This window comes from Pseudoalteromonas sp. TAB23, from assembly GCF_000498075.1.
GTDB classification, from domain to species: Bacteria; Pseudomonadota; Gammaproteobacteria; order Enterobacterales; family Alteromonadaceae; genus Pseudoalteromonas; species Pseudoalteromonas arctica.
Genome location: NZ_AUTP01000161.1, coordinates 1 through 20148, shown reverse-complemented (window position 1 = coordinate 20148; position 20148 = coordinate 1). Strand labels below are relative to the sequence as shown.

The window sequence follows — 20148 nt, the reverse complement described above, 5'->3', positions numbered from 1 at the left end:
ATAATAATTTATACCACAACAATCGGATGTTTGATCACCCTAATTGGTATTTATACCAATTGTATTAAATTGGTATTTATTCCTGCTCACAACTACAAAGCAGTGGATGCTCGTTATCACGCGCGTAGCGGTTAACTTGTTCAGCTTTGGTGTGGGCTACGTCGGCGCTGTAAACACCACATATACCCTTACCTTTTTCATGAACCTGAAGCATCACGTCGGTTGCTCTATCGCTATCCATATTAAAAAACGTCGTTAAAACTTCTATTACAAAGTCCATCGGCGTGTAATCGTCGTTATTTAAAACAACTTTATATTTTCGCGGCGGCTGTAGCTTTTGCTTTTCGCTGTCGCGAACTGTATCGATAACACCTGAATCTTTCATACCACTCATAATTAAATATAGTCTTGTCTTTGTAACTCAAGCAAACTTGAATAAAAAATAAATAAAATGTTAAAAAAATAACTCAAAACACTTGACTGGTTGGCTAAATAAACTACAGTCAAACGTAGATTGATTAAACCTTAGTCAGTCTAGCAAATAATACAATTTAGAATAACTAAATTAGTCAACTTATTGAAGGATGTAGAAGTATGGCTTGCGGTAAAGTTAAATGGTTCAACAACGCTAAAGGTTTTGGTTTCATCGTAGAAGACGGCTGCGAGAATGATATTTTCGCTCATTACTCAACAATTGTAATGGACGGTTATAAAACGCTTAAAGCTGGTCAAGATGTAACATTCGAATTAGAACAAGGACCTAAAGGTCTACACGCTAAAAATATTGCCCCAGATGGTGACATTATTGAGTGACTATTGTTTTGTTCGACTAAAGCGAGTGACCTTTTAAGATCCTCGCTTAATTCCTTAAGCATACTAACTTATCTCTTCTCCCCTATTTATTGCCTCTTTTCATTCAAATTCAACCCTTTTCCTTGAATTTATTTTATATACCCCAATGTTCTAAGAGTTGATTGTTTAACTGCTTATTGGGCATGCTCAACCTCTAGCCCTTTTTATTTAAGCTTGTTACACTCTTGGTGCTAAAAATTGCGTATTAACGCAGCAACTAATCCAACTTGTCGCCTCTTTTATATGTACTAGGCTAAAGGCTGATTTATTTTTGTTAATTTTTTAGCTATAAATACAATTCCAGTTCGTCAGGTGTGACTATTCTGCTTTTATAAAAGAGCAACGCTGAGTACCAACACCTAACAAACTATTCATTACGAGCGTATGTATTCATTAACTTGTTTAATAATATGTACTCACTCATTAGTAATGATTTTCTTTGCATTGTTGAATAAGACCTTTTCGGTCTACTATCTAGGAATGATGATGACATCAAAAATTATCTATACAAAAACGGACGAAGCTCCGGCACTAGCAACTTACTCGTTGCTACCGATCATCCAAGCATATACAAATGCGGCCGGTGTTGAAGTTGAAACTCGCGATATCTCATTAGCAGGTCGTGTAATTGCTAGCTTCCCTGATTATTTAACACAAGAACAACGCATTGGTGATGCACTTGCTGAACTTGGCGAGCTTGCTAAAACACCAGAAGCAAACATCATCAAACTACCAAACATCAGTGCATCTGTACCACAGCTTCGCGCTGTAATTAAAGAGCTTCAAGCAAAAGGTTACGCTCTTCCAGAATACCCTGTTGAACCTAAAAATGATGAAGAAAAAGCAATTCAAGCTGCTTACGACAAAATCAAAGGCAGTGCAGTAAACCCAGTACTACGTGAAGGTAACTCAGATCGTCGCGCACCAGGTTCTGTAAAAGAATATGCACGTAACAACCCGCATTCAATGGGTGCGTGGAGCAAAGATTCAGAGTCTTATGTTGCAAGCATGAGCGAAGGCGACTTCTTTGGTTCAGAAAAGTCAGTAACTGTTGATACAGCCACTGATGTACGTATTGAACATGTTGCAACTAACGGCGACGTTTCTGTACTTAAACAAAGCACGCCTCTTTTAGCTGGCGAAGTTATTGATGCATCAAGCATCAGCGCTTCTAAGCTTCAAGCTTTCTTAGCTGCTGAAATTGACGCTGCTAAAGAAAAAGGTGTTTTATTCTCGCTTCACATGAAAGCGACAATGATGAAAGTATCTGATCCAATTATCTTTGGTCACGCTGTAAAAGTATTCTACAAAGATGTATTTGCCAAACACGGTGAGCTTTTTGAAGAGCTAGGTGTTGATGTAAATAATGGTTTAGGCGATGTATATTCTAAAATTCAAACATTAGACGATGCTAAGCGCGAAGAAATCGAAGCAGACATTCAAGCTGTTTACGCCAGCCGCCCTGCTATTGCTATGGTTGATTCTGACCGTGGTATTACAAACCTACACGTACCAAGTGACGTGATCATCGATGCTTCTATGCCTGCTGCAATCCGTTCAAGCGGTCAAATGTGGAATAACGATGGTAAATTACAAGACACTAGCTTTGTAATTCCAGATCGTTGTTACTCAGGTATTTACCAAGCAACTATTGATTTTTGTAAAGTAAATGGCGCGTTTGATCCAACAACTATGGGTAGCGTACCTAACGTTGGCCTTATGGCTCAAAAAGCTGAAGAATACGGTTCACACGATAAAACGTTTGAAGCTAAAGCAGATGGTTCTATCCGTGTTGTTGATGCAAATGGTAATACATTACTTGAGCACAGTGTTGAGCAAGGCGATATTTGGCGCATGTGTCAGGTTAAAGACGCACCAATCCAAGATTGGGTTAAGCTTGCAGTAAATCGTGCACGCGCAACAGGCGTTCCAGCTATTTTCTGGTTAGACGAAAACCGTGCACATGATGCAGAGCTAATCAAAAAAGTAAATAAATACCTACCAGATCACGATACAGCTGGCCTAGATATTCAAATTTTAGCACCGCTTGAAGCAACATTGTTCTCACTAGCGCGTATTAAAGAAGGTAAAGACACTATTTCTGTAACAGGTAACGTTTTACGTGATTACCTTACAGATTTATTCCCAATTTTAGAGCTAGGTACGAGTGCTAAAATGCTTTCAATTGTTCCACTTATGAACGGTGGTGGATTATTTGAAACTGGCGCGGGTGGTTCTGCACCTAAGCATGTTCAACAATTCGAAAAAGAAAACCACCTACGTTGGGATTCTTTAGGTGAATTTTTAGCACTTGCTGCATCTCTTGAGCACCTAAGCGTAACTACGGGTAACAACAAGGCACAAGTTCTTGCTGATACACTAGATAAAGCGACTGGTACTTTCTTAGCAGAAAACAAGTCTCCTTCACGTAAAGTGAAAGAAATTGATAACCGTGGTTCTCATTTCTTCCTATCTTTATTCTGGGCACAAGAACTTGCTAAGCAAAATGATGACAGTGAACTTAAAGCACAGTTTACTCAAATTGCTAGCGACCTTGAGTCTAATAAAGAACAAATCGTAAGTGAACTTAACGATGCGCAAGGCCCTGCAGTTGATTTAGGCGGTTACTTCCAGCCTAACGATGATGCAGCCTTTAAAGCGATGCGTCCAAGCACTACATTTAACGATATTCTTGCTAAATTAGTATAAATATTAGTTTAAATTTAAAAGCCGCTTACTTGTAAAAGTAAGCGGCTTTTTTATGTCTAATACCAATTCGCTTAATTAAGTGATCTATTTTGAGGATAGAAAAACGTGTTGATAGCTAGGCAAAAAATTCGCTATTTAGTCGTTCTCGGCAATTGCTCCTGCATTGCTCCTGCATTGCTCCTGCATTGCTCTACCTTCTGCATCCATGCAGTTGTAAATGAGAATTTTTTAACACAGGTAGCAACACGTTTAGCCCCGCAAAATGATTAAGTATTATTACGGATTGGTATAAACTTTAAAAAAGGCCGCTATTTATAAAATAGCGGCCTTTAAAATAATTAAATTTATTTTAATTATTTAGTATATGCACGTGGCATTTTTGAATCAGTCGTATAACGGTCACGCAGTTTATCTTGACGAGATTGTGTAGAAACCTCAACCCCATTAATAAACATTTTGTTCACGTGGCTGCTTAGTTCAAATGGGTCATTACTCCACATTACTACATCAGCAGCTTTACCTACTTCAAGACTACCTGCATTAATGCCAAATACATCAGCAACGTTTGATGTAACCGCTTTTAACGCACCTTCTTGGCTCATACCATACGATACTGCATTACCAGCATCAAAACGCAGCTGATAAATGTTGTGACTTGCATCACCACCTACCGTTAATAATACTTTAACGCCTGCTTTTTCTAGCACACCTGCATTATCTAAACTCGCATGAAGCGAATCAAAACTTGCTGGTAAGCTGTCCATTGCACTAATAATTACTGGGATATTTGCTTTAGCAACGCGCTCTTTTACTACAACAGCGTCTTGTGCGCCGTTAAGTACTAAGTTAATACCAAATTGCTCTTTTACTTTAATAAGCTCAATAATATCCGCCGCACGTGATACGCCAACCACTAATGGCATTTCGCCACTGAGTACTTTTGCCATTACTTTGTCTTCAGTACTTGGCTTGTCGTCATCTTTTTTAGCTTTTTTACCGGCTTTCGTTTTGTGCTCATCAAGTTTATTAATCAGTGTTTGCAAAGTAAAAGCACGAGAGCCTTTACTGCGCTCACCTAAGTAAACAATTAAAGCCGCTTGTTTTTGCATGTCGCTGTCAAAACTACCACTTAAATCAACAACACTCGCAAGGCCTGAAAAAATGCTATCGCCGCCATGAGGGGTAATGACATCGCGTGTTACACCGCCTTTACGAGCGTAAGGGATTAAGCTCGAATGCGCGTTGTAAGCAAGACTTACGTCAAAATCAATACCGGCTTTTTCCTCGCCTGCATCGCGAGAACCTGCAACTGCACTTACCTCAACTAAACCAAGTTGATTAATACTTGCAATAAAGCCAGGGGTTACAATTTGGCCCTTTGCATCAATAATTTGATCTACTTTAATTTCAGTTGGGTTAATCGCTGTGATTTTACCATCTGTCATTACAATGCTTGCCGCTTCTAATACACCTTGATCAGATGACGTATGCAATGTTGCATTAATAATTGCTAGCGATTGTGCGCTTACAGCACCAGATGCTAATAATCCTGCAGCAACCAGAGAAAGCGAAAACGAACGTGATAAATTTTTCATTCTGGGTGCTCCTTATTGTTGACCTAACATAAAATCACTTGTAGCTTGATACGCGCTGTCGTTTCTATCGTAAACTTTTGCACCATCAACAAACACTTGTTCAGCTTTAGCATAAACACTAAATGGGCTTTGATTCCAAATAACAACATCGCCCTGCTTACCCGCTTCTAGTGAACCTGTTTTGTCATCAATACCTAACGACTTAGCAGCGTTAGCCGTGATCCATTTAATAGCGTGTTGCTCAGAAATATCAAAACCGTTTTCGTTAGCACGGTACATAACCTTGCCAGCTTCTTGGTTTAAGCGCTGAATAGTGGTATCTGAATCTGAGTGGACAACTGCACATGAATTTTTAACAGCATCAACAATAGCTACGTTTTCTTGAACCATGTCGTAGGCTTCCATTTTAAAACCCCACCAGTCTGGCCAAAGTGCAGCACACGAGCCATTCTCAGCAAGTAAGTCAGCAATTTTATATGCTTCTACACCGTGATGGAATGTACCCGCGTCGTAATTAAATTCTTTTGACAGGTCAATCATCATTGCCATTTCTTCGGCTTTATAACAATGATTATGAATACGTACTTCGCCTTCAAGCACACCACGAAGCGTATCGTGTTTAATATCACGTACTGGTGCTTCTGGGTTTAAACCTGCTTCATAATCGGCATCGTACTTATCCCATGCACGTTTGTACTCAGCGGCTTCAGCCCNCCTGCCATATTACCCATACGGGTTGAAGGCAATACACCTTGACGACCATAAACACGTTTAGGGTTTTCACCACACGCCATCTTTAAACCATACGGCGCCTCTGGAAATTTCATACCTTGCATAGTGTGTGCAGGGACGTTTTTAAGCGTAACGCCGCGTCCACCAAATAAGTTAGCTGAGCCTGGTAAAATTTGTAGAGAAGTAATGCCGCCTTCGCGTGCACGATTAAAGCCTGGATCTTGTGGCCAAACAGAATGCTCAACCCACACTTCTGCAGTGTTAGGGCTTGTCATTTCGTTACCATCTTGATGCGACTCAACCGACGGGCTTGGGTATGCACCTAAATGTGAATGTACGTCAATAATACCCGGTGTTACCCATTTGCCTTGTGCATCAATTGTAATATCAGCAGTCGCAGTTAAGTTTTTACCGACTTGTTGTACTTTGCCGTCAACAAGTAATACATCAGCCTCATCTAAACGCTCACCAGTACCTGTAAGTACTGTTGCATTTGTAATAAGTGTGCTCGATGTAGAAACGGGCTGATAAGTGCTTGGGTAAGGATTTTTGTTGATTGTTATTTTATCGTCTTGCGGGCCGTCTTCTTGGCAACCTACAAGTGCAGCAGCTAAGCCAACTGCTAATAAAGAAGGTGCAAATTTTTGCATGTTGTTTGGATCTCCTGTTTTTTTGCTACTTTAGCGAAAGCTAAGGAATAAAGCCAAAAAAACAGGTGAAAACGCAGTTAATTAAGATGAATATCTGTAATTATTTCTTTATATAATTGTTATACAACTTTTCAAGCGCACCTTCGGTTGTAAGCGATGGATCCTTACTAATAAAGTGCTTAACCGTACGCGTTACAAAATCAGAGTTTTGCTTATGTAGCTTTGAAAAATCTTTAATAATCGTATTACCGTCTTTAGCTGCAGTTACTTTGTCATGACGATGACGATACTGGCTTAGCGCTTTATTAAAATCCCCTTGGTAGTCTTCAACCAAAATTTTATAAAAATCACTTTTTTGTACGTTTAAATCATTAATGCAATAATTTAGCGCCTCTTTAAAGTCGGTAAATATCATGCCCTCTACATCAAACTCTTTCGTTTTTTCACGCACCGCGACTTTGGCATCTTCTGTGGCATAGCTAAAACCAGTAAACGCTAAACGCTCAGCGGCTTCTTTTCCTAATTTCATACCTGCTTGAATACTATGGGCAAACTCATCGCTCATGTCGCCAAGTTCGTTTTCTTCCCACATGTTATAAACACGCAGAGGTTTTGCGTATTTAGTGGCAAGCTTTTTCTTCATTTTAGTGAAACGCTCATCAATCGTCATCAGCCTTTCGTTATGTAAAAGCGCATGGCACTCATAACACGCAGGAATAGATATAAAGTCAGCCTCTTCACCTAAATCAACAATGCTTTGTAGCATATGCAGCGGCGGACAATGGTCGCGCTCTGTCGCTTCACAGCCACAATAAAAACACTGGTTAAAATGCTGCTGATCGCAAGCGTATGCTTGCTGATAATAACTGGCTAACGTTTTGCTCACCGTTGCTCCTAAAAAACACGACTAAATTATGGGGGCGATAATAACAGCCTGAAAAAATAAGTCATACCAATTACATTAAATTAGTAATCTATTATTGCGCTAATAAAGTAGCGCAATAACAAGGTGGAATTATAACGTGTAGTTGCTATCACTAATTGCTCCCTGCATTGCTCTACCTCCTGCATCCATGCACCCGTACACGAACAATTTTTAACGCAGTAATTGCGCTATTTAATGCGATAAAATGATTGTTTTTTTAATTGGTATCAGTAGCTATATTTAAATCACGGCCGCTATTAAACCAAATAAACCACCAAACACACCACCCCACACAACAAGCCAGCCTAAGTGCTCGCGGATCATGGTTTGAATAATCTCTTTAACCATTTTTGGGGTAAGCTCATCTAAGCGCTCATCAACTAATTTAAGTACTGTTTTATGTAGGCTCTCTGCGCTATTACCTTGTGAGAGTGTTTGGCTTACTAATGCTTTAAAGTCGTCAGTTTGGGAAATCTCACTAAGCGACAATTGCATTTTTTCAATAAACTTTTCACGCATTGGCTCTATTGCCGCTGTGCCGCCAAACATCCCAAGCATACTGCCAAACTGAGACTGCTCTATTACCTCTAACAAATTGTCGAATGCAGGGTTTAAATCAACATTGCTAATTATTGGCTCAAAATCGATGTTGGGCTGCGCTTTATTGAGTAAATTATTAATTTTTTGCTCTGAAAAAAACTCCGTTAATATTAGGTTTCTAATTGCGATTTTAAAGCTTTCAAACTTAAGCGCTATAACGCCTGAGCCATATAAAAAAGGGACTTTTTCAAACAACATATGAATCGCTAATAAATTAGTTACCGCGCCAGAAAGTGCAAATAAACCAACTGATAACACAATTGCTTGGTTAAACATAAAACCTACAACAACACATAAACCCGCTAGCAAATTGGTTATTAAACTTTTGTTCATTTTTACTCCATTACAGTAAGTGTAATTTTTATGCAATATAGTCGTTAATTTTACAACGTTTAGATTGTTAAATTAATACCTTTTTGCCATAGTTTAAGTATCTGTTTAAAAGGCGAGCAATTGTTATGTGGAAAACAGTAAATGAGCACATCAGCCAAGCCATTAATTTTGACTTTAAACACACCTATAAACGCCAATTACAAAGTACAAATACCGACAAACTATTTCATATTACCAATGGTACGCATAACTTCTTCGTTAAAATAGCATTAAAAAGCGAACTCGAGCGTTTAGAAAGTGAATTTATTGGCTTAAAGCTTTTAGCGCAAAATAGTAATTTTAAAGTCCCTGAATGTATTACAACCGGTGCAAATATAGAGTTTTCGTTTATTGTTTTACAGTGGCTTGTTTTGGATAAACAACCTCACGACACGTGGGCAACTATGGGAAGCAGCCTCGCTAAAATGCATCAAAAACACGACCAAGCCATGTTTGGTTTTGATGTAGACAACTACATAGCCACTACCATACAACCTAATCGCTGGCATAAAAAATGGGATGTATTTTACGCCGAAGAACGTATAGGGTGGCAATTACAGTTACTCGCTGAAAAAGGCATTAACTTTATTGAACCCGAGCGCTTAATTAATGCCGTTAAAGAACAGCTGCATAGTCATCAAGTTGAGCCCTCATTACTGCATGGCGATTTTTGGCGAGGAAATATGGGCTTTTTAAAAGCAGAGCCAACGGTATTTAACCCCGCTTGTTATTATGGTGATCGGGAAGTGGATATTGCAATGAGCGAACTATTTGCGCCACTGCCAAAAGACTTTTATAGCGCCTATAACCAGCACTACCCGCTTTCTCAAAATTACGAAAAACGTAAGTTAATATACCAGCTATACCCTATTTTAAATCACGCTAACATCTTTGCCGGTCACTATCTTACTGAAGCTAAACAACATATAGAAAAGCTGGTATTTGAAGGTATAAAATAAGTGTCATAAGCTGCATTTCAGCACTATATTTAATGAGTAAGTAGGCGTTCATCTGTAAGCGATTAAGTTGAATCTAACTTAATTATTTATAACTGGAGTGATTATGAAAGATTTTTTATCACAACGAATAACGTGCCCACACTGCGGACACCACATACATTTAGACTTAGACGCAAGCATGGGCGATCAAGACTACATAGAAGATTGCACTGCCTGCTGTAACCCAATTCATTTAAATATGCATATAGATCATGCTAACAATAAGTTAGAGCTACACGTAGACAGTGACGACGAACAAATATTTTAACTTAAGCCTGATGGCGTAAGTAGTTTTCTACCGTATTTACAATAGTGTAAGTTTGCTGATCAACTTCAATATTAAACTTGTCACCCACTTGCGCTGCACCAATGTTTGTAATGGCGAGCGTTTCCGGAATTAGGTGTAACCAAAAACCTTGTTCATCAACTTCGCCCACGGTTAAGCTTGCGCCATTTATCGCAACAAACCCTTTATATAACACATACTTTTGCCACTCTTTTGGCAAGCTGAGTTGTATTTTGCAGTTATTCTCAAGCTTCACTATTTGAGAAATTTGTGACGTACAATGAATATGCCCAGACACTATATGCCCACCTAGCTCAGTACCAAACGTAACAGAGCGTTCGTAATTAACTAAACTACCTAACTCAAGCAGTCCTAAATTAGTTAACTTTAGGGTTTCGTCAATCACATCAAAATGCACTTGCGCTACCACATCGTGATTACTTAGCTCAACTTGCACAACTGTTAAACAACAGCCATTAATAGCAATACTTGCGCCTAAATCTAAATGCTTAACGTACTCATCGCTCACCGATACAACTAAGCGTAAAACACCGTCTGTTTGAGTCTTAGAGACCACCGTAGCTTGCGTTTGCACTATTCCTGTAAACATAAAATCACTTTAAATTATTACAAAGTGCTAGTTTAACGTATCAACTCATAAAATCATTCACTACTGTGATTTTTATTTAAACCCCAATAGATTACAATTACGCCCTATTTTATCAACTAGCTGTTTTTATGACCTTTTGCAATTGGGAAGCCAAGCGTTTACTTTCCCTCGCTTTACCTGTTTTTTTAGCGCAAGTTACACTTATTTTAATGTCGGTCGTCGACACAATTATGGCAGGTCAAGTTAGCCCTACTGACTTAGCTGCACTGTCTATTGCAACAGGAATATGGAACCCTTTATTACTTGGCCTTCAAGGTATTTTATTAGCGCTTACTGGTATTATTGCGCAGTTTTCGGGTAGTGATGACCGCAAAGGCATTAGCCACTATTTTCAACAAGCGCTTTATTTAACCGCTATTTTGAGCTTTACAGGCTTTGGAATTGCCCATTTAGCAGATGCTATTATTTTTAAGCTCGATACAACGCCTGCAATTGCAAACCTTGCCATTGACTACATTCACTTTGTGAAATGGGGTGTATTTGGATTTTTAATTTTTACGGTATACAGAAACGTTACCGAAGGCATGGGAATGACCAAGCCCGCATTTTACATAAGCCTATTAGGTTTAGCTGTTAATATTCCGGTAAATTATATTTTCATAAATGGCTTATTTGGTTTTCCTGCTTATGGCGGCGCGGGCTGTGGCATTGCCACAGCAATTGTTTTAACTGTTATGGCAATAGCGCAAGTCACTTACTGCCAAATGAGTAAAAAAGTAGATGCTAAAGGCCTGCTTTCATCATTCGAAAAACCTAATTTCACTACCATTGGTATTATTACTAAGTTAGGTATACCAATTTCACTCGCCACCTTTTTTGAAGTCACTTTATTTGCGTGTATACCGCTATTTATAGCGCATTTAGGTGCAGTAGCTATATCGGGGCATCAAATAGCAGCCAGTGTAACTACATTGCTGTTTATGATGCCACTGAGCCTATCAATCGCTATCAGCATTCGTATAGGTAACTTATACGGCCAAAAGAACATGACTCAATTAAAAGTTGCGGTTTCTACCAGCTATATTTTAGCCATTGCTGTGGCGTTATTTTTAGCGCTTATTACGTTTGCCGGTCGTGATTTAATTAGCCAACTGTATACCGACAGCCCCGCTGTTATGGCATTGGCTTCATCAATTATGATTTTAGCGTGTATTTACCAATTACCTGATGCACTGCAAGTTGCAGCAAATGGCATACTCCGTGGGTTAAAATACACCACGCCTATATCGTATATTACGTTTATATCGTATTGGTTAATCGGCTTTTGTTTAGGTTACGTATTGGCAAGAACAGATATAATAGTGCCAGCTATGGGGCCACACGGTTTCTGGACTGGGATAATAGTAGGTCTTAGTGTCGCTGCTATTTTATTAATGCTAACGGTAAAAAAACGTCTAAAATATGAATTTCTTAAAATTGATGCACTCAATCAAAACTAATAAACTCAGCCTTAAAACATTACCAGCTGCTTTGCTGGTAATGTATTTTTTAACGCTTACTGGCTGCAACAAACCACAAAGTAGTATAAACGTTACTTATATTGAACGCTTAAGTAGCACAGTTGATACAAGCCCAACACAGCCTGCGCCACTCAAGCAACTCCCCTTACTGCAGCCTACCCCAATAGCACAAAGTGACTTAACACTGAGTATTGTTGAGCTTGCAGGCATTAGCCAATGTAAGCTCAACGTACTTATAAGTGAGCACAATAACCAATTAGGAAAAACCGCCAGCGCTGCTGGGCAATTAAAATATCAAATAAACTTTATTAAAAGTGCGCAGGTTTGCTTAAACACGCTTGATAAAAATAGTCCTAGTTACACAAAAATACTCGCAGCCAAAAACTACAAAGAAACACACCTAATGCACTTTTTTAACACCATGTTATTTAAAGAGCCTGAGCTAAATCGTACCTGGCAACTTACCTCAAACGAACTTACTACTGAACCTGCTGGTTTTAGTGATACCGTACTTGCGCTAAAGCAACTTGTACTCATTAAGCAACAAATTAAGGCTAAAGAATTTAGTGAAATTAATAGCAATTCTATTTTTAGTGCACTCGAGCAGCTTAATAAATTTCAATTTAACCAGGCACTCATTCAATCGGTCCGCAAGCAGGTAGTGTTAAATAACAACGCCACGCAGTTTGTAAAAACATTAAACTTTAATACGCTGTGCCCTCAGGATAAAAATAATAAAAACGCAAAAATCATAAGCAACGTATTTCAAAAGTTTTACCTAAAAGAAATTCAGCCCTATCAAGCGCAGTTAACTGGTTATCTAGAGGCACTACAACCGCTTTATAATGAGCTTTGGTTTAACGAAAGTATCTCAAGCCCTCAAATTAATAACTTAGTCAAAACGGACTCAGCAAGTAACTTACTGAACTTACTAAAAAGCTCAGCTAAAAAACATGTGGTTTGGTGGCAAGGTTTTTATAAAACGTGTGAAATAAGCCCAATATGAATAAAAAAACGGCAAATAAACTCAAAAACAACAAACTTGCTTGATTCACCAACCGCCACGCTATATATTAGCCGCCGTTGTTAAGCAATTAACACCTACTTAAATAAAGTAATACGACTGTAGCTCAGTTGGTTAGAGCACTACCTTGACATGGTAGGGGTCGGTGGTTCGAATCCACTCAGTCGTACCAACGTTTAAAAAAGTATAATTGAAGGAAAAAGCACTACCTACTCTTGATCACCCGATCCAAAGATCAGTAGTTCGAATCCACTCAGTCGTACCAACATTAATGAAACGTATAATTGAAGGAAAGAGCACTACCTACTCTTGACCACCCGGTCCAAAGGTCAGTAGTTCGAATCCACTCAGTCGTATCAAAATTTAAGTAAAACCTCAAAAATTGTACGACTGTAGCTCAGTTGGTTAGAGCACTACCTTGACATGGTAGGGGTCGGTGGTTCGAATCCACTCAGTCGTACCACTTCAAAGTAATGAAAAAACTTAAGTAAAAGCACTACCCACTCTTGATCACCCGGTCCAATGGCCAGCAGTTCGAATCCACTCAGTCGTACCACTTCAAAGTAATAAAAAAATCAAAGAAAAAGCACTATCTACTCTTGATCACCCGGTCCAAGGGTCAGCAGTTCGAATCCACTCAGTCGTACCACTTAAAAGTAATGAAAAAAAACCTAAGAAAAAGCACTACCCACTCTTGATCACCCGGTCCAAGGGTCAGCAGTTCGAATCCACTCAGTCGTACCAATTCAAAGCAATAAAAAAATAAAAGAAAAAGCACTACCCACTCTTGATCACCCGGTCCAAGGGTCAGCAGTTCGAATCCACTCAGTCGTACCAATTCAAAGTAATAAAAAACCAAAAGAAAAAGCACTACCCACTCTTGATCACCCGGTCCAAGGGTCAGCAGTTCGAATCCACTCAGTCGTACCACTTAAAAGTAATGAAAAAAACCTAAGAAAAAGCACTACCCACTCTTGATCACCCGGTCCAAGGGTCGGTGGTTCGAATCCACTCAGTCGTACCAATTCAAAGCAATAAAAAAAATAAAAGAAAAAGCACTACCCACTCTTGAGCACCCTGTCCAAGGGCCAGCAGTTCGAATCCACTCAGTCGTACCAATTCAAAGTAATAAAAAAACCAAAGAAAAAGCACTACCCACTCTTGATCACTCAACTTCAACAGTTAATCATTAATTAACAATCACTTACAATCAGGTTATAAATTTATTCCTTGTAAATTATCCTTGTGAGTTTTGTTGACATTTTATGATTAAAATTCATTCAATTTACGGGGGGGTAATCGTGCGCTATTTGTAACCTATTGGGCTTGGTAACGGCTTCTGCGTTACTCTAATGGCTTACATTTTTGTAAGAATAAGTAAAAATCGAGTTACAAAGAGTCAATAACCGCACTGTATAGGCGATGTTTTGATTAAAAAAACACATAGAGCTTCAAATTCAACCTCTAAGATCAACAGCCCCTAGTCTATTTTATTTAGTAATTCATAACCTGCAAGTACATCACTCAACTCTTCGTCAATGGTACTTTGACGCAGAGTATTAAACTCACTCGAAAGCTTATCAAGTAGCTCTTCAATATTTTTTTCAGCGCGTTGCATTGCGCCAAGACGGCTGCTATTTTCGCTGACCAACGACTCGGCACATGCACGATAAAGAGAAATAAAAATATACTCGCGGATCAATGCCCTTATTGTTGTAGAGTGCTTACAGAGTACTTCTGGCAAAGCTTTAGTTGGCCATAAAATATTTTTAAAATTATCTCGCCATTGCTCGTCAAGTGGGAGTAATCGCTGAGACACACATTCATAAAGCGCGCCTTGTTTAGGTTGATTATAAAACACCAATACACGGCAACCAGGATTAAGAACCAAGCTTGATTCACTGTCTATTTGAATTTGCCTAACTAAGGTATCTATATCGTGAACACTCACTGGCACTGTGTATACTTTTACTAAATTAAAGCCGGCATCGGTAAGTCGAGATGCAGCACGTGCGCCTACTACCCAAATTAGAGGTGGCTGGGTCTCGTTACTTAGCGCTTTAATTGTAAAGTCGGTGATACTTTCATTAAATTGCCCTACCAACCCTTGATCTGAGCCGAATATGATCACACCCACTCTGCTTTCATTTAAATTTTTGGGTTGTGGTGAAAATTGAGATGACATGTCATCACGCAAACTCGCACTTAATCCTAACTCAACTGCCCGGTAGTAATCGGTCAATGAGCTAATCGATTTTTCATATTGCCCAATACTCGAGGCAGCAAGTGCCTTCATCGTTTTTACAACGCCTTGTAAATCACTTGCACTGGCTATTTTATGGCGTAAATTAGCGGCACTATTGCTCATGTTGTTATTGCCTTGTTTTCAGACTCAAAATCAACAAGTGCGCGCTTAGCCAACTCAACAATTGTTTGTCGATCGTCATCACTTAAGCTTTTAGCGGTATCAAATCTATCACACAAAGTATCGTCTAACTGCGCAACTGCTTTTTTAAGAATATTTTTTGCGTCGTTTATTTTTAGCAGTTCAATCGAATCTAAAAAGCCATTACTGAGTGCGAGTAATAGCATAATTTGCTCAGGCACTGGCATAGGTGATGATTCAGATTGATGTAAGCTCGCTCGAATTCGCCGTCCATGTTCAATTATACGCCGTGTATCATCATCAAGTCGGGCACCAAAACGAGCAAAGGTTTCTAGCTCTTCAAATTGAGCATATGCAAGCTTTAAATCGCCAGCAACTGCACGAAATGCAGCACGCTGTGCTTTACCGCCCACACGAGAAACCGACTTACCAACGTCAACGGCTGGTAATACACCTAGAGCAAATAATGAGGGTGATAAATAAATTTGTCCGTCGGTAATCGAAATTAAATTAGTTGGAATATAGGCTGAAATATTTTGAGCTTCGGTCTCTATAATGGGGAGTGCGGTCAAGGAACCACCGCCACGTTCTTTATTTAAATGGGTCGCACGCTCTAGTAATCGTGAATGAATATAAAAAATATCCCCAGGAAATGCTTCTCGTCCGGGCGGTCGTCGTAACAACAAAGACAACTCGCGGTAAGCTCTTGCGTGCTTAGTTAAATCGTCATATACAATAAGTACATCACGTCCTTGCTCCATAAAATATTCTGCAATACTGGTTGCAGCGTAAGGCGCTATATACTGTAAGCCCGGTGGCTCATTACCCTCTGTTGCAACAACAACCGTATAAGCCATTGCATTTTGCGCGCGTAATATTGCTATTGATTTAGCGACCGTTGATGCCCGCTGACCAATAGCGCAATAAATACAAATTACATTTTGTTCTCGCTGATTTAAAATCGTGTCTATGGCTATAGCTGTTTTACCTGTTTGCCTGTCACCTAAAATAAGCTCTCGTTGTCCTCGCCCTATTGGGATCATCGCATCAATTACAATAAGTCCGGTTTGCAAAGGCGTAGTAACAGGAGAGCGGTCCATAATTGGTGCAGCTGGACGCTCTATTGGTAAACGCTGCTCGGTTTGTATAACGCTTCCACCGTCTAGTGCCTCGCCAAGTGGGTTTATCACTCGCCCTAATAGCGCATTGCCAACCGCTACATCCATTACACGACCACTGCGGCGCACTTCATCCCCAGCTTGTAAGTGGGCGTATTCACCTAAAAGCACAACACCGACTTCTTTTTCATCAATATTAAACGCAATTCCAAGCACATTACCGGGAAATATAATTAGTTCCTCAAAGCCAACGCCAGGTAATCCCGACACCTTCGCAATACCCGTTGATACACTGGTAATAATACCAACTTCATGTAAGTTCAATTTTGAGTTAACTGTTTTTAGCCCTTGCTGAATGTGCTTAAACACATCACCAAACGCGTTTCTTAAACTGTGTATTTTTGTGTTTTTATTTTGAGTGTTTTCGCTAAGGTTACTCATCACTTATCAACAGGTTGAGAAGTTGTAGGCTGAGCTGTTTTTTGTTTTAGTAGCATATCAACTTCCTGCTCGATTGATTGTAAGTAATCGTCAATACTCCACACCAGCTTTTGTCCATTGACACATAACTCAATCCCGCTGATAAGGCTCTCATCGGTGGTGAATTTAATGGTAATATCTTTTGAAAACACAGTATTAATAGCATTCTTAAGTGCTAAACGCTGAGATTCAGTTAGCTCAAACGCACTTTGAATTAAGGCAGGTACAAATTCACTATTTGTACTTAGCGCCTGCGCTAAAGTGGTTTTTTTGTCGTCATCAAGCTTATATAAGCGCGCTGTAAACACCTCACATATTTGTTGTTCTAAAGTTGTTGATGCCAGTTCAGTTAAGGTTTTGCGACTAATAGCAAATACCTCTTGCTTAACTTTTCGACTTAAAGACTCCTTTAAATTATCAGTCTCTTTTACTATATTTTGTTGATATTTAGTGCCCCAGCTTTGGACTCTTTTTTGCGCCTCTAACATAAGTGTTTGCTCTGCTTGCTTAGCACTCACGCTTACTTGTTGCATCTTTTGTGTACGTTGTTGTTCAAACTCTTCATTTTTCAGAAAAAACTTTTCACGCTCCGCCAGTGCTTCATTTTGGTTTGTTTCAGCATCGTCTAACTCAGCGGCTATACGCTCTTCTCGCTTATCAATAGCGTGCAAAATTGGTTTATATAAATAGCGTTTTAGTAACCACACCAAAATTAAAAAATTAACTACTTGGGCTGCAACTGTAAACCAATCAATTAGCATGGTTTAACTTCCTGCAGCTTGTGCGATAGCGTAGTTCCAAAACGGATTGGCAAAAATAAGAATCATCGACACGACAAAACAGTATATTGCGGTCGATTCAATCATCGCAAGCCCTACAAAGAGCGTGCGCGTAATAGTTGCTGATGCATCAGGTTGCTGTGCTAATGCACTCAATGCCGTTGCTACTGCTTTACCTTCGCCAAGCGATGGACCTAAACAACCAAAACTAATTGTAATTCCTGAAATAACGATTGATGCCATTGCGATCATTGTCATGCTATCCATGTTCTCTCCAAGTATGATGTGTAGAAATACGTGATTAATTAACTCGTTGTTTGGCTGGTTTTACTGAGCGCGTAGCCGCAGCAATATAAACGGCGGCTAAAATAGTAAAAATATAAGCCTGTACTAAGCCTGTAAGCAAACCCAGTGCCGTCATTACGATTGGGAATATAAAGGGTGTAATGGTTAACAAAATGCCAATGATCATTGCCCCGCTCATCATGTTGCCAAATAACCGCACAGCCAGAGCAAGTGTCCGTGATAATTCGCTAATAATATTAAATGGCAACATAATAAAAGTAGGAGCCATATAAGATTTTAAGTAATTGCCAAGCCCTTGTTCACTGATACCAAATAAAGGCACTGCAATAAATACGGTGAGCGCCAGTGCTGCTGTAGTCGATAACGACGCCGTGGGTGGCTCATAACCCGGAACAATGGTAAACATGCTCGCGGTTACTAAAAATAAAAACAGTGTGCCTAAAAAGCCAAGGTATTTTTTAGCGTCATTCAAGCCTACGTCTTCAATTTGTTGTGTGATCCCCGTTACTATAATTTCTAAAAAATTTTGCCAACGAGAACGCTTTAACGTGGTTGAAAGCTTACGGGTTATCAATATCGAACTAATCACCAAAACCAACATTAAAACCCAAGTGAAAACGATGGTTGCATTGAGTTTTAAAAAACCATTTTGCCAATAAATAACCGTATCAGGACTCAGGTGCATGATGTGTCACCTTTGCTAAATGAGAGGTTGATGCAGTACGGGTAACATAAGTGGTAATAAAACGGGCTATCAAAAAGCTAAATAAACACAGTGGTAATTGCAACCAAGATCTTGATAATAAGTCACTCGTCATCACAATATAAAAGCCACTTAAAGTAATTCCCATGCGTATAAATAAACTCAGCACAACCCATAGCGCTGGGTGAGTCGATACCATACTTTTTTGCACCGTCCACCACAGGCCACCAAAAAATAAGGCACCAAGCATTAGACCTACACTAACAATAATTAATACGCCGACTAGCTCATGCATCTTCGTCATCCTTTTGCTCTTGATGTATCGCGCTGTCTTCTTTGCTCATCCAGTGCCACGCGTTAAAGCACCCAAGCGCCAAACCCGCCACCAATAAAGCCAATGTCCATGACCGCTCAGTGGCATAATGCGAGTCGATATACACACCTAAACTTGCACCAAGTATGGTAGGCACTGCAACCGACCAACCAATGAGGCCCATCATTCCTAAACCAAACCATATTTTTTGATGAGAGTTAAGCCTTGCTTTTAGCTTACGCTGGGCTTTTATTTCTACTTGTTCTGCAAGTGTTGATGAACTGCTTTGTGAGTCTTTTGAACCTAGGTCGTCTTTTTTGTTTGTCATAAATAAATAGCTTTTAGTGGTTAAAGTCGAAAACGATTTAAAAAGCTACTTTCTAATTTAGCCATCACTGTTCTTACTTGTTGTGCTTGTTCATTGAGTGCCAAAAACTCTTTATCTACAGCGCTGCGAAGTGTTGCCAGATCAGTACCTAATATGGCACTTCGCACCGATACCAGCACAGTGTTTCCTGTTTTAATTAATATGCCTTCATCCACTGCTACAAATATCTCACCGTCTTTTTCGCAATTAAATGTCAAAATACCTGGGGTTAGAGGCGCAACACAGTCAAGGCGATTGGGTAAAAATCCGTACGATCCTTCGCTTGTTTCGGCAACAACATGAGTCACATCATGCCTGTCGAAAAATATCTCATACGGCAGCAATAATTTAAGGTGTATCTGAGTTTGCGTCACCGCTTGTATCCTCATTATTATTTACTGTGGATTTTATTTTGACCTCACTTATGGCACCTATCATATAAAGTGCACTCTCTGGCACGTTTTTAAATTCATCATTTAAAATGCGTTCACACCCATCTAGCGCATCATCAAGGCTAACAAGTTTGCCTTTATAACTAGTAAATTGCTCTGTTGTGAAAAATGGCTGAGTAAGAAAACGCTCTAAACGCCTTGCGCGTCCAACAATGTTGCGGTCCTCAACTGATAACTGTTCAAGCCCTAACATAGCAATAATATCTTTGAGTTCATTGTATTGCGCTAAGGTGCTACGTACCTTTTGTGCAAGTAAGTAGTGGCGCTCTCCCACAACCCCGGGGCTCGCCATTTTTGAATTAGATTGCAGGGGATCTATAGCCGGAAATAATCCTTCGCTAGCGCGTTTACGAGAGAGCACAATAGAAGCC

General features: G+C 39.6%; 19 protein-coding genes, 2 tRNA genes and 2 pseudogenes. 8 read left to right on the top strand and 15 right to left on the bottom strand.

Going from position 1 to position 20148, the window contains the following annotated elements; genetic code table 11:
* Positions 1–76: 76 nt before the first annotated feature.
* Positions 77–385 (bottom strand): ATP-dependent Clp protease adapter ClpS, encoded by a 309-nt coding sequence (gene clpS, locus L654_RS0106575; RefSeq protein ID WP_007585109.1) that lies wholly within the window; start codon positions 383–385, stop codon positions 77–79.
* A 209-nt stretch (positions 386–594) separates the two neighbouring features.
* Here clpS and cspD point away from each other — a divergent pair, with 209 nt between their 5' ends.
* Both cspD and L654_RS0106565 read left to right on the top strand, forming a co-directional pair.
* The gene (gene cspD / locus L654_RS0106570) at positions 595–813 is read left to right on the top strand and encodes a cold shock domain-containing protein CspD (RefSeq protein WP_002962500.1); all 219 of its coding nucleotides are present in this window, start codon (positions 595–597) and stop codon (positions 811–813) included.
* A 525-nt stretch (positions 814–1338) separates the two neighbouring features.
* The gene (locus L654_RS0106565; RefSeq protein WP_007585113.1) at positions 1339–3561 is read left to right on the top strand and encodes an NADP-dependent isocitrate dehydrogenase; all 2223 of its coding nucleotides are present in this window, start codon (positions 1339–1341) and stop codon (positions 3559–3561) included.
* A 353-nt stretch (positions 3562–3914) separates the two neighbouring features.
* Here L654_RS0106565 and L654_RS0106560 read toward each other — a convergent pair whose 3' ends face one another.
* The 4 genes and pseudogenes from L654_RS0106560 to L654_RS0106545 form a co-directional block, all read right to left on the bottom strand.
* Positions 3915–5156, bottom strand: a complete 1242-nt coding sequence (locus tag L654_RS0106560; protein ID WP_024594163.1) for an amidohydrolase family protein — start codon at positions 5154–5156, stop codon at positions 3915–3917.
* 12 nt (positions 5157–5168) lie between these two features.
* A pseudogene (locus tag L654_RS01000000125630) lies at positions 5169–6538 on the bottom strand (amidohydrolase).
* Positions 6539–6638: 100 nt separating this feature from the next.
* Positions 6639–7424, bottom strand: a complete 786-nt coding sequence (locus L654_RS0106550; RefSeq protein WP_007585117.1) for a hypothetical protein — start codon at positions 7422–7424, stop codon at positions 6639–6641.
* A 279-nt stretch (positions 7425–7703) separates the two neighbouring features.
* On the bottom strand, positions 7704–8396 hold the full coding sequence (locus L654_RS0106545; RefSeq protein WP_024607611.1) for a hypothetical protein: 693 nt from the start codon (positions 8394–8396) through the stop codon (positions 7704–7706).
* A gap of 125 nt (positions 8397–8521) precedes the next feature.
* Between L654_RS0106545 and L654_RS0106540 the strand changes: the two genes are divergently transcribed.
* Both L654_RS0106540 and L654_RS0106535 read left to right on the top strand, forming a co-directional pair.
* A complete protein-coding gene (locus tag L654_RS0106540) occupies positions 8522–9394 on the top strand; it encodes a fructosamine kinase family protein (RefSeq protein WP_024607610.1) in 873 nt (290 codons plus the stop codon).
* A gap of 103 nt (positions 9395–9497) precedes the next feature.
* Complete coding sequence (locus tag L654_RS0106535; RefSeq protein WP_008166246.1) at positions 9498–9701, top strand: CPXCG motif-containing cysteine-rich protein; 204 nt, start codon at positions 9498–9500, stop codon at positions 9699–9701.
* Between the two features lies 1 nt (position 9702).
* Here L654_RS0106535 and L654_RS0106530 read toward each other — a convergent pair whose 3' ends face one another.
* The gene (locus L654_RS0106530) at positions 9703–10329 is read right to left on the bottom strand and encodes a riboflavin synthase (RefSeq protein WP_007585130.1); all 627 of its coding nucleotides are present in this window, start codon (positions 10327–10329) and stop codon (positions 9703–9705) included.
* A 128-nt stretch (positions 10330–10457) separates the two neighbouring features.
* Here L654_RS0106530 and L654_RS0106525 point away from each other — a divergent pair, with 128 nt between their 5' ends.
* The 4 genes from L654_RS0106525 to L654_RS0106510 all read left to right on the top strand — a co-directional run bounded on the left by L654_RS0106525 (position 10458) and on the right by L654_RS0106510 (position 13336).
* The gene (locus L654_RS0106525) at positions 10458–11828 is read left to right on the top strand and encodes an MATE family efflux transporter (RefSeq protein WP_007585131.1); all 1371 of its coding nucleotides are present in this window, start codon (positions 10458–10460) and stop codon (positions 11826–11828) included.
* Positions 11809–12855, top strand: coding sequence for a DUF3080 family protein (locus L654_RS0106520; protein WP_080671216.1), 1047 nt, complete (start codon positions 11809–11811; stop codon positions 12853–12855). Before L654_RS0106525 ends, L654_RS0106520 begins: the two co-directional genes overlap by 20 nt.
* Before the next feature lie 113 nt (positions 12856–12968).
* Positions 12969–13045: transfer RNA gene (locus L654_RS0106515), tRNA-Val, on the top strand.
* A 214-nt stretch (positions 13046–13259) separates the two neighbouring features.
* Positions 13260–13336: transfer RNA gene (locus L654_RS0106510), tRNA-Val, on the top strand.
* A gap of 1017 nt (positions 13337–14353) precedes the next feature.
* Here the strand turns inward: L654_RS0106510 and L654_RS0106500 are convergent.
* The 9 genes and pseudogenes from L654_RS0106500 to L654_RS0106460 all read right to left on the bottom strand — a co-directional run.
* The gene (locus L654_RS0106500; protein ID WP_024607607.1) at positions 14354–15241 is read right to left on the bottom strand and encodes a F0F1 ATP synthase subunit gamma; all 888 of its coding nucleotides are present in this window, start codon (positions 15239–15241) and stop codon (positions 14354–14356) included.
* Positions 15238–16818, bottom strand: a complete 1581-nt coding sequence (locus L654_RS0106495) for an alternate F1F0 ATPase, F1 subunit alpha (RefSeq protein ID WP_024607606.1) — start codon at positions 16816–16818, stop codon at positions 15238–15240. The genes L654_RS0106500 and L654_RS0106495 overlap by 4 nt, the downstream gene beginning before the upstream one ends.
* A complete protein-coding gene (locus L654_RS0106490) occupies positions 16818–17618 on the bottom strand; it encodes a F0F1 ATP synthase subunit delta (RefSeq protein WP_010552607.1) in 801 nt (266 codons plus the stop codon). Before L654_RS0106490 ends, L654_RS0106495 begins: the two co-directional genes overlap by 1 nt.
* 3 nt (positions 17619–17621) lie before the next feature.
* A complete protein-coding gene (locus L654_RS0106485; protein WP_010552606.1) occupies positions 17622–17903 on the bottom strand; it encodes a F0F1 ATP synthase subunit C in 282 nt (93 codons plus the stop codon).
* 34 nt (positions 17904–17937) lie between these two features.
* Complete coding sequence (locus tag L654_RS0106480) at positions 17938–18627, bottom strand: F0F1 ATP synthase subunit A (protein WP_010552605.1); 690 nt, start codon at positions 18625–18627, stop codon at positions 17938–17940.
* Positions 18611–18940, bottom strand: a complete 330-nt coding sequence (locus L654_RS0106475; protein WP_024607605.1) for an ATP synthase subunit I — start codon at positions 18938–18940, stop codon at positions 18611–18613. Before L654_RS0106475 ends, L654_RS0106480 begins: the two co-directional genes overlap by 17 nt.
* On the bottom strand, positions 18933–19286 hold the full coding sequence (locus L654_RS0106470) for an AtpZ/AtpI family protein (protein ID WP_024607604.1): 354 nt from the start codon (positions 19284–19286) through the stop codon (positions 18933–18935). The genes L654_RS0106475 and L654_RS0106470 overlap by 8 nt, the downstream gene beginning before the upstream one ends.
* 20 nt (positions 19287–19306) lie before the next feature.
* Positions 19307–19699: a F0F1 ATP synthase subunit epsilon gene (locus L654_RS0106465; protein WP_024607603.1), complete on the bottom strand. Its 393-nt coding sequence runs from the start codon at positions 19697–19699 to the stop codon at positions 19307–19309.
* Positions 19674–20148 (bottom strand): annotated as a pseudogene (locus L654_RS0106460) (F0F1 ATP synthase subunit beta); the annotation flags it as partial. The gene L654_RS0106465 and the pseudogene L654_RS0106460, both read right to left, overlap by 26 nt.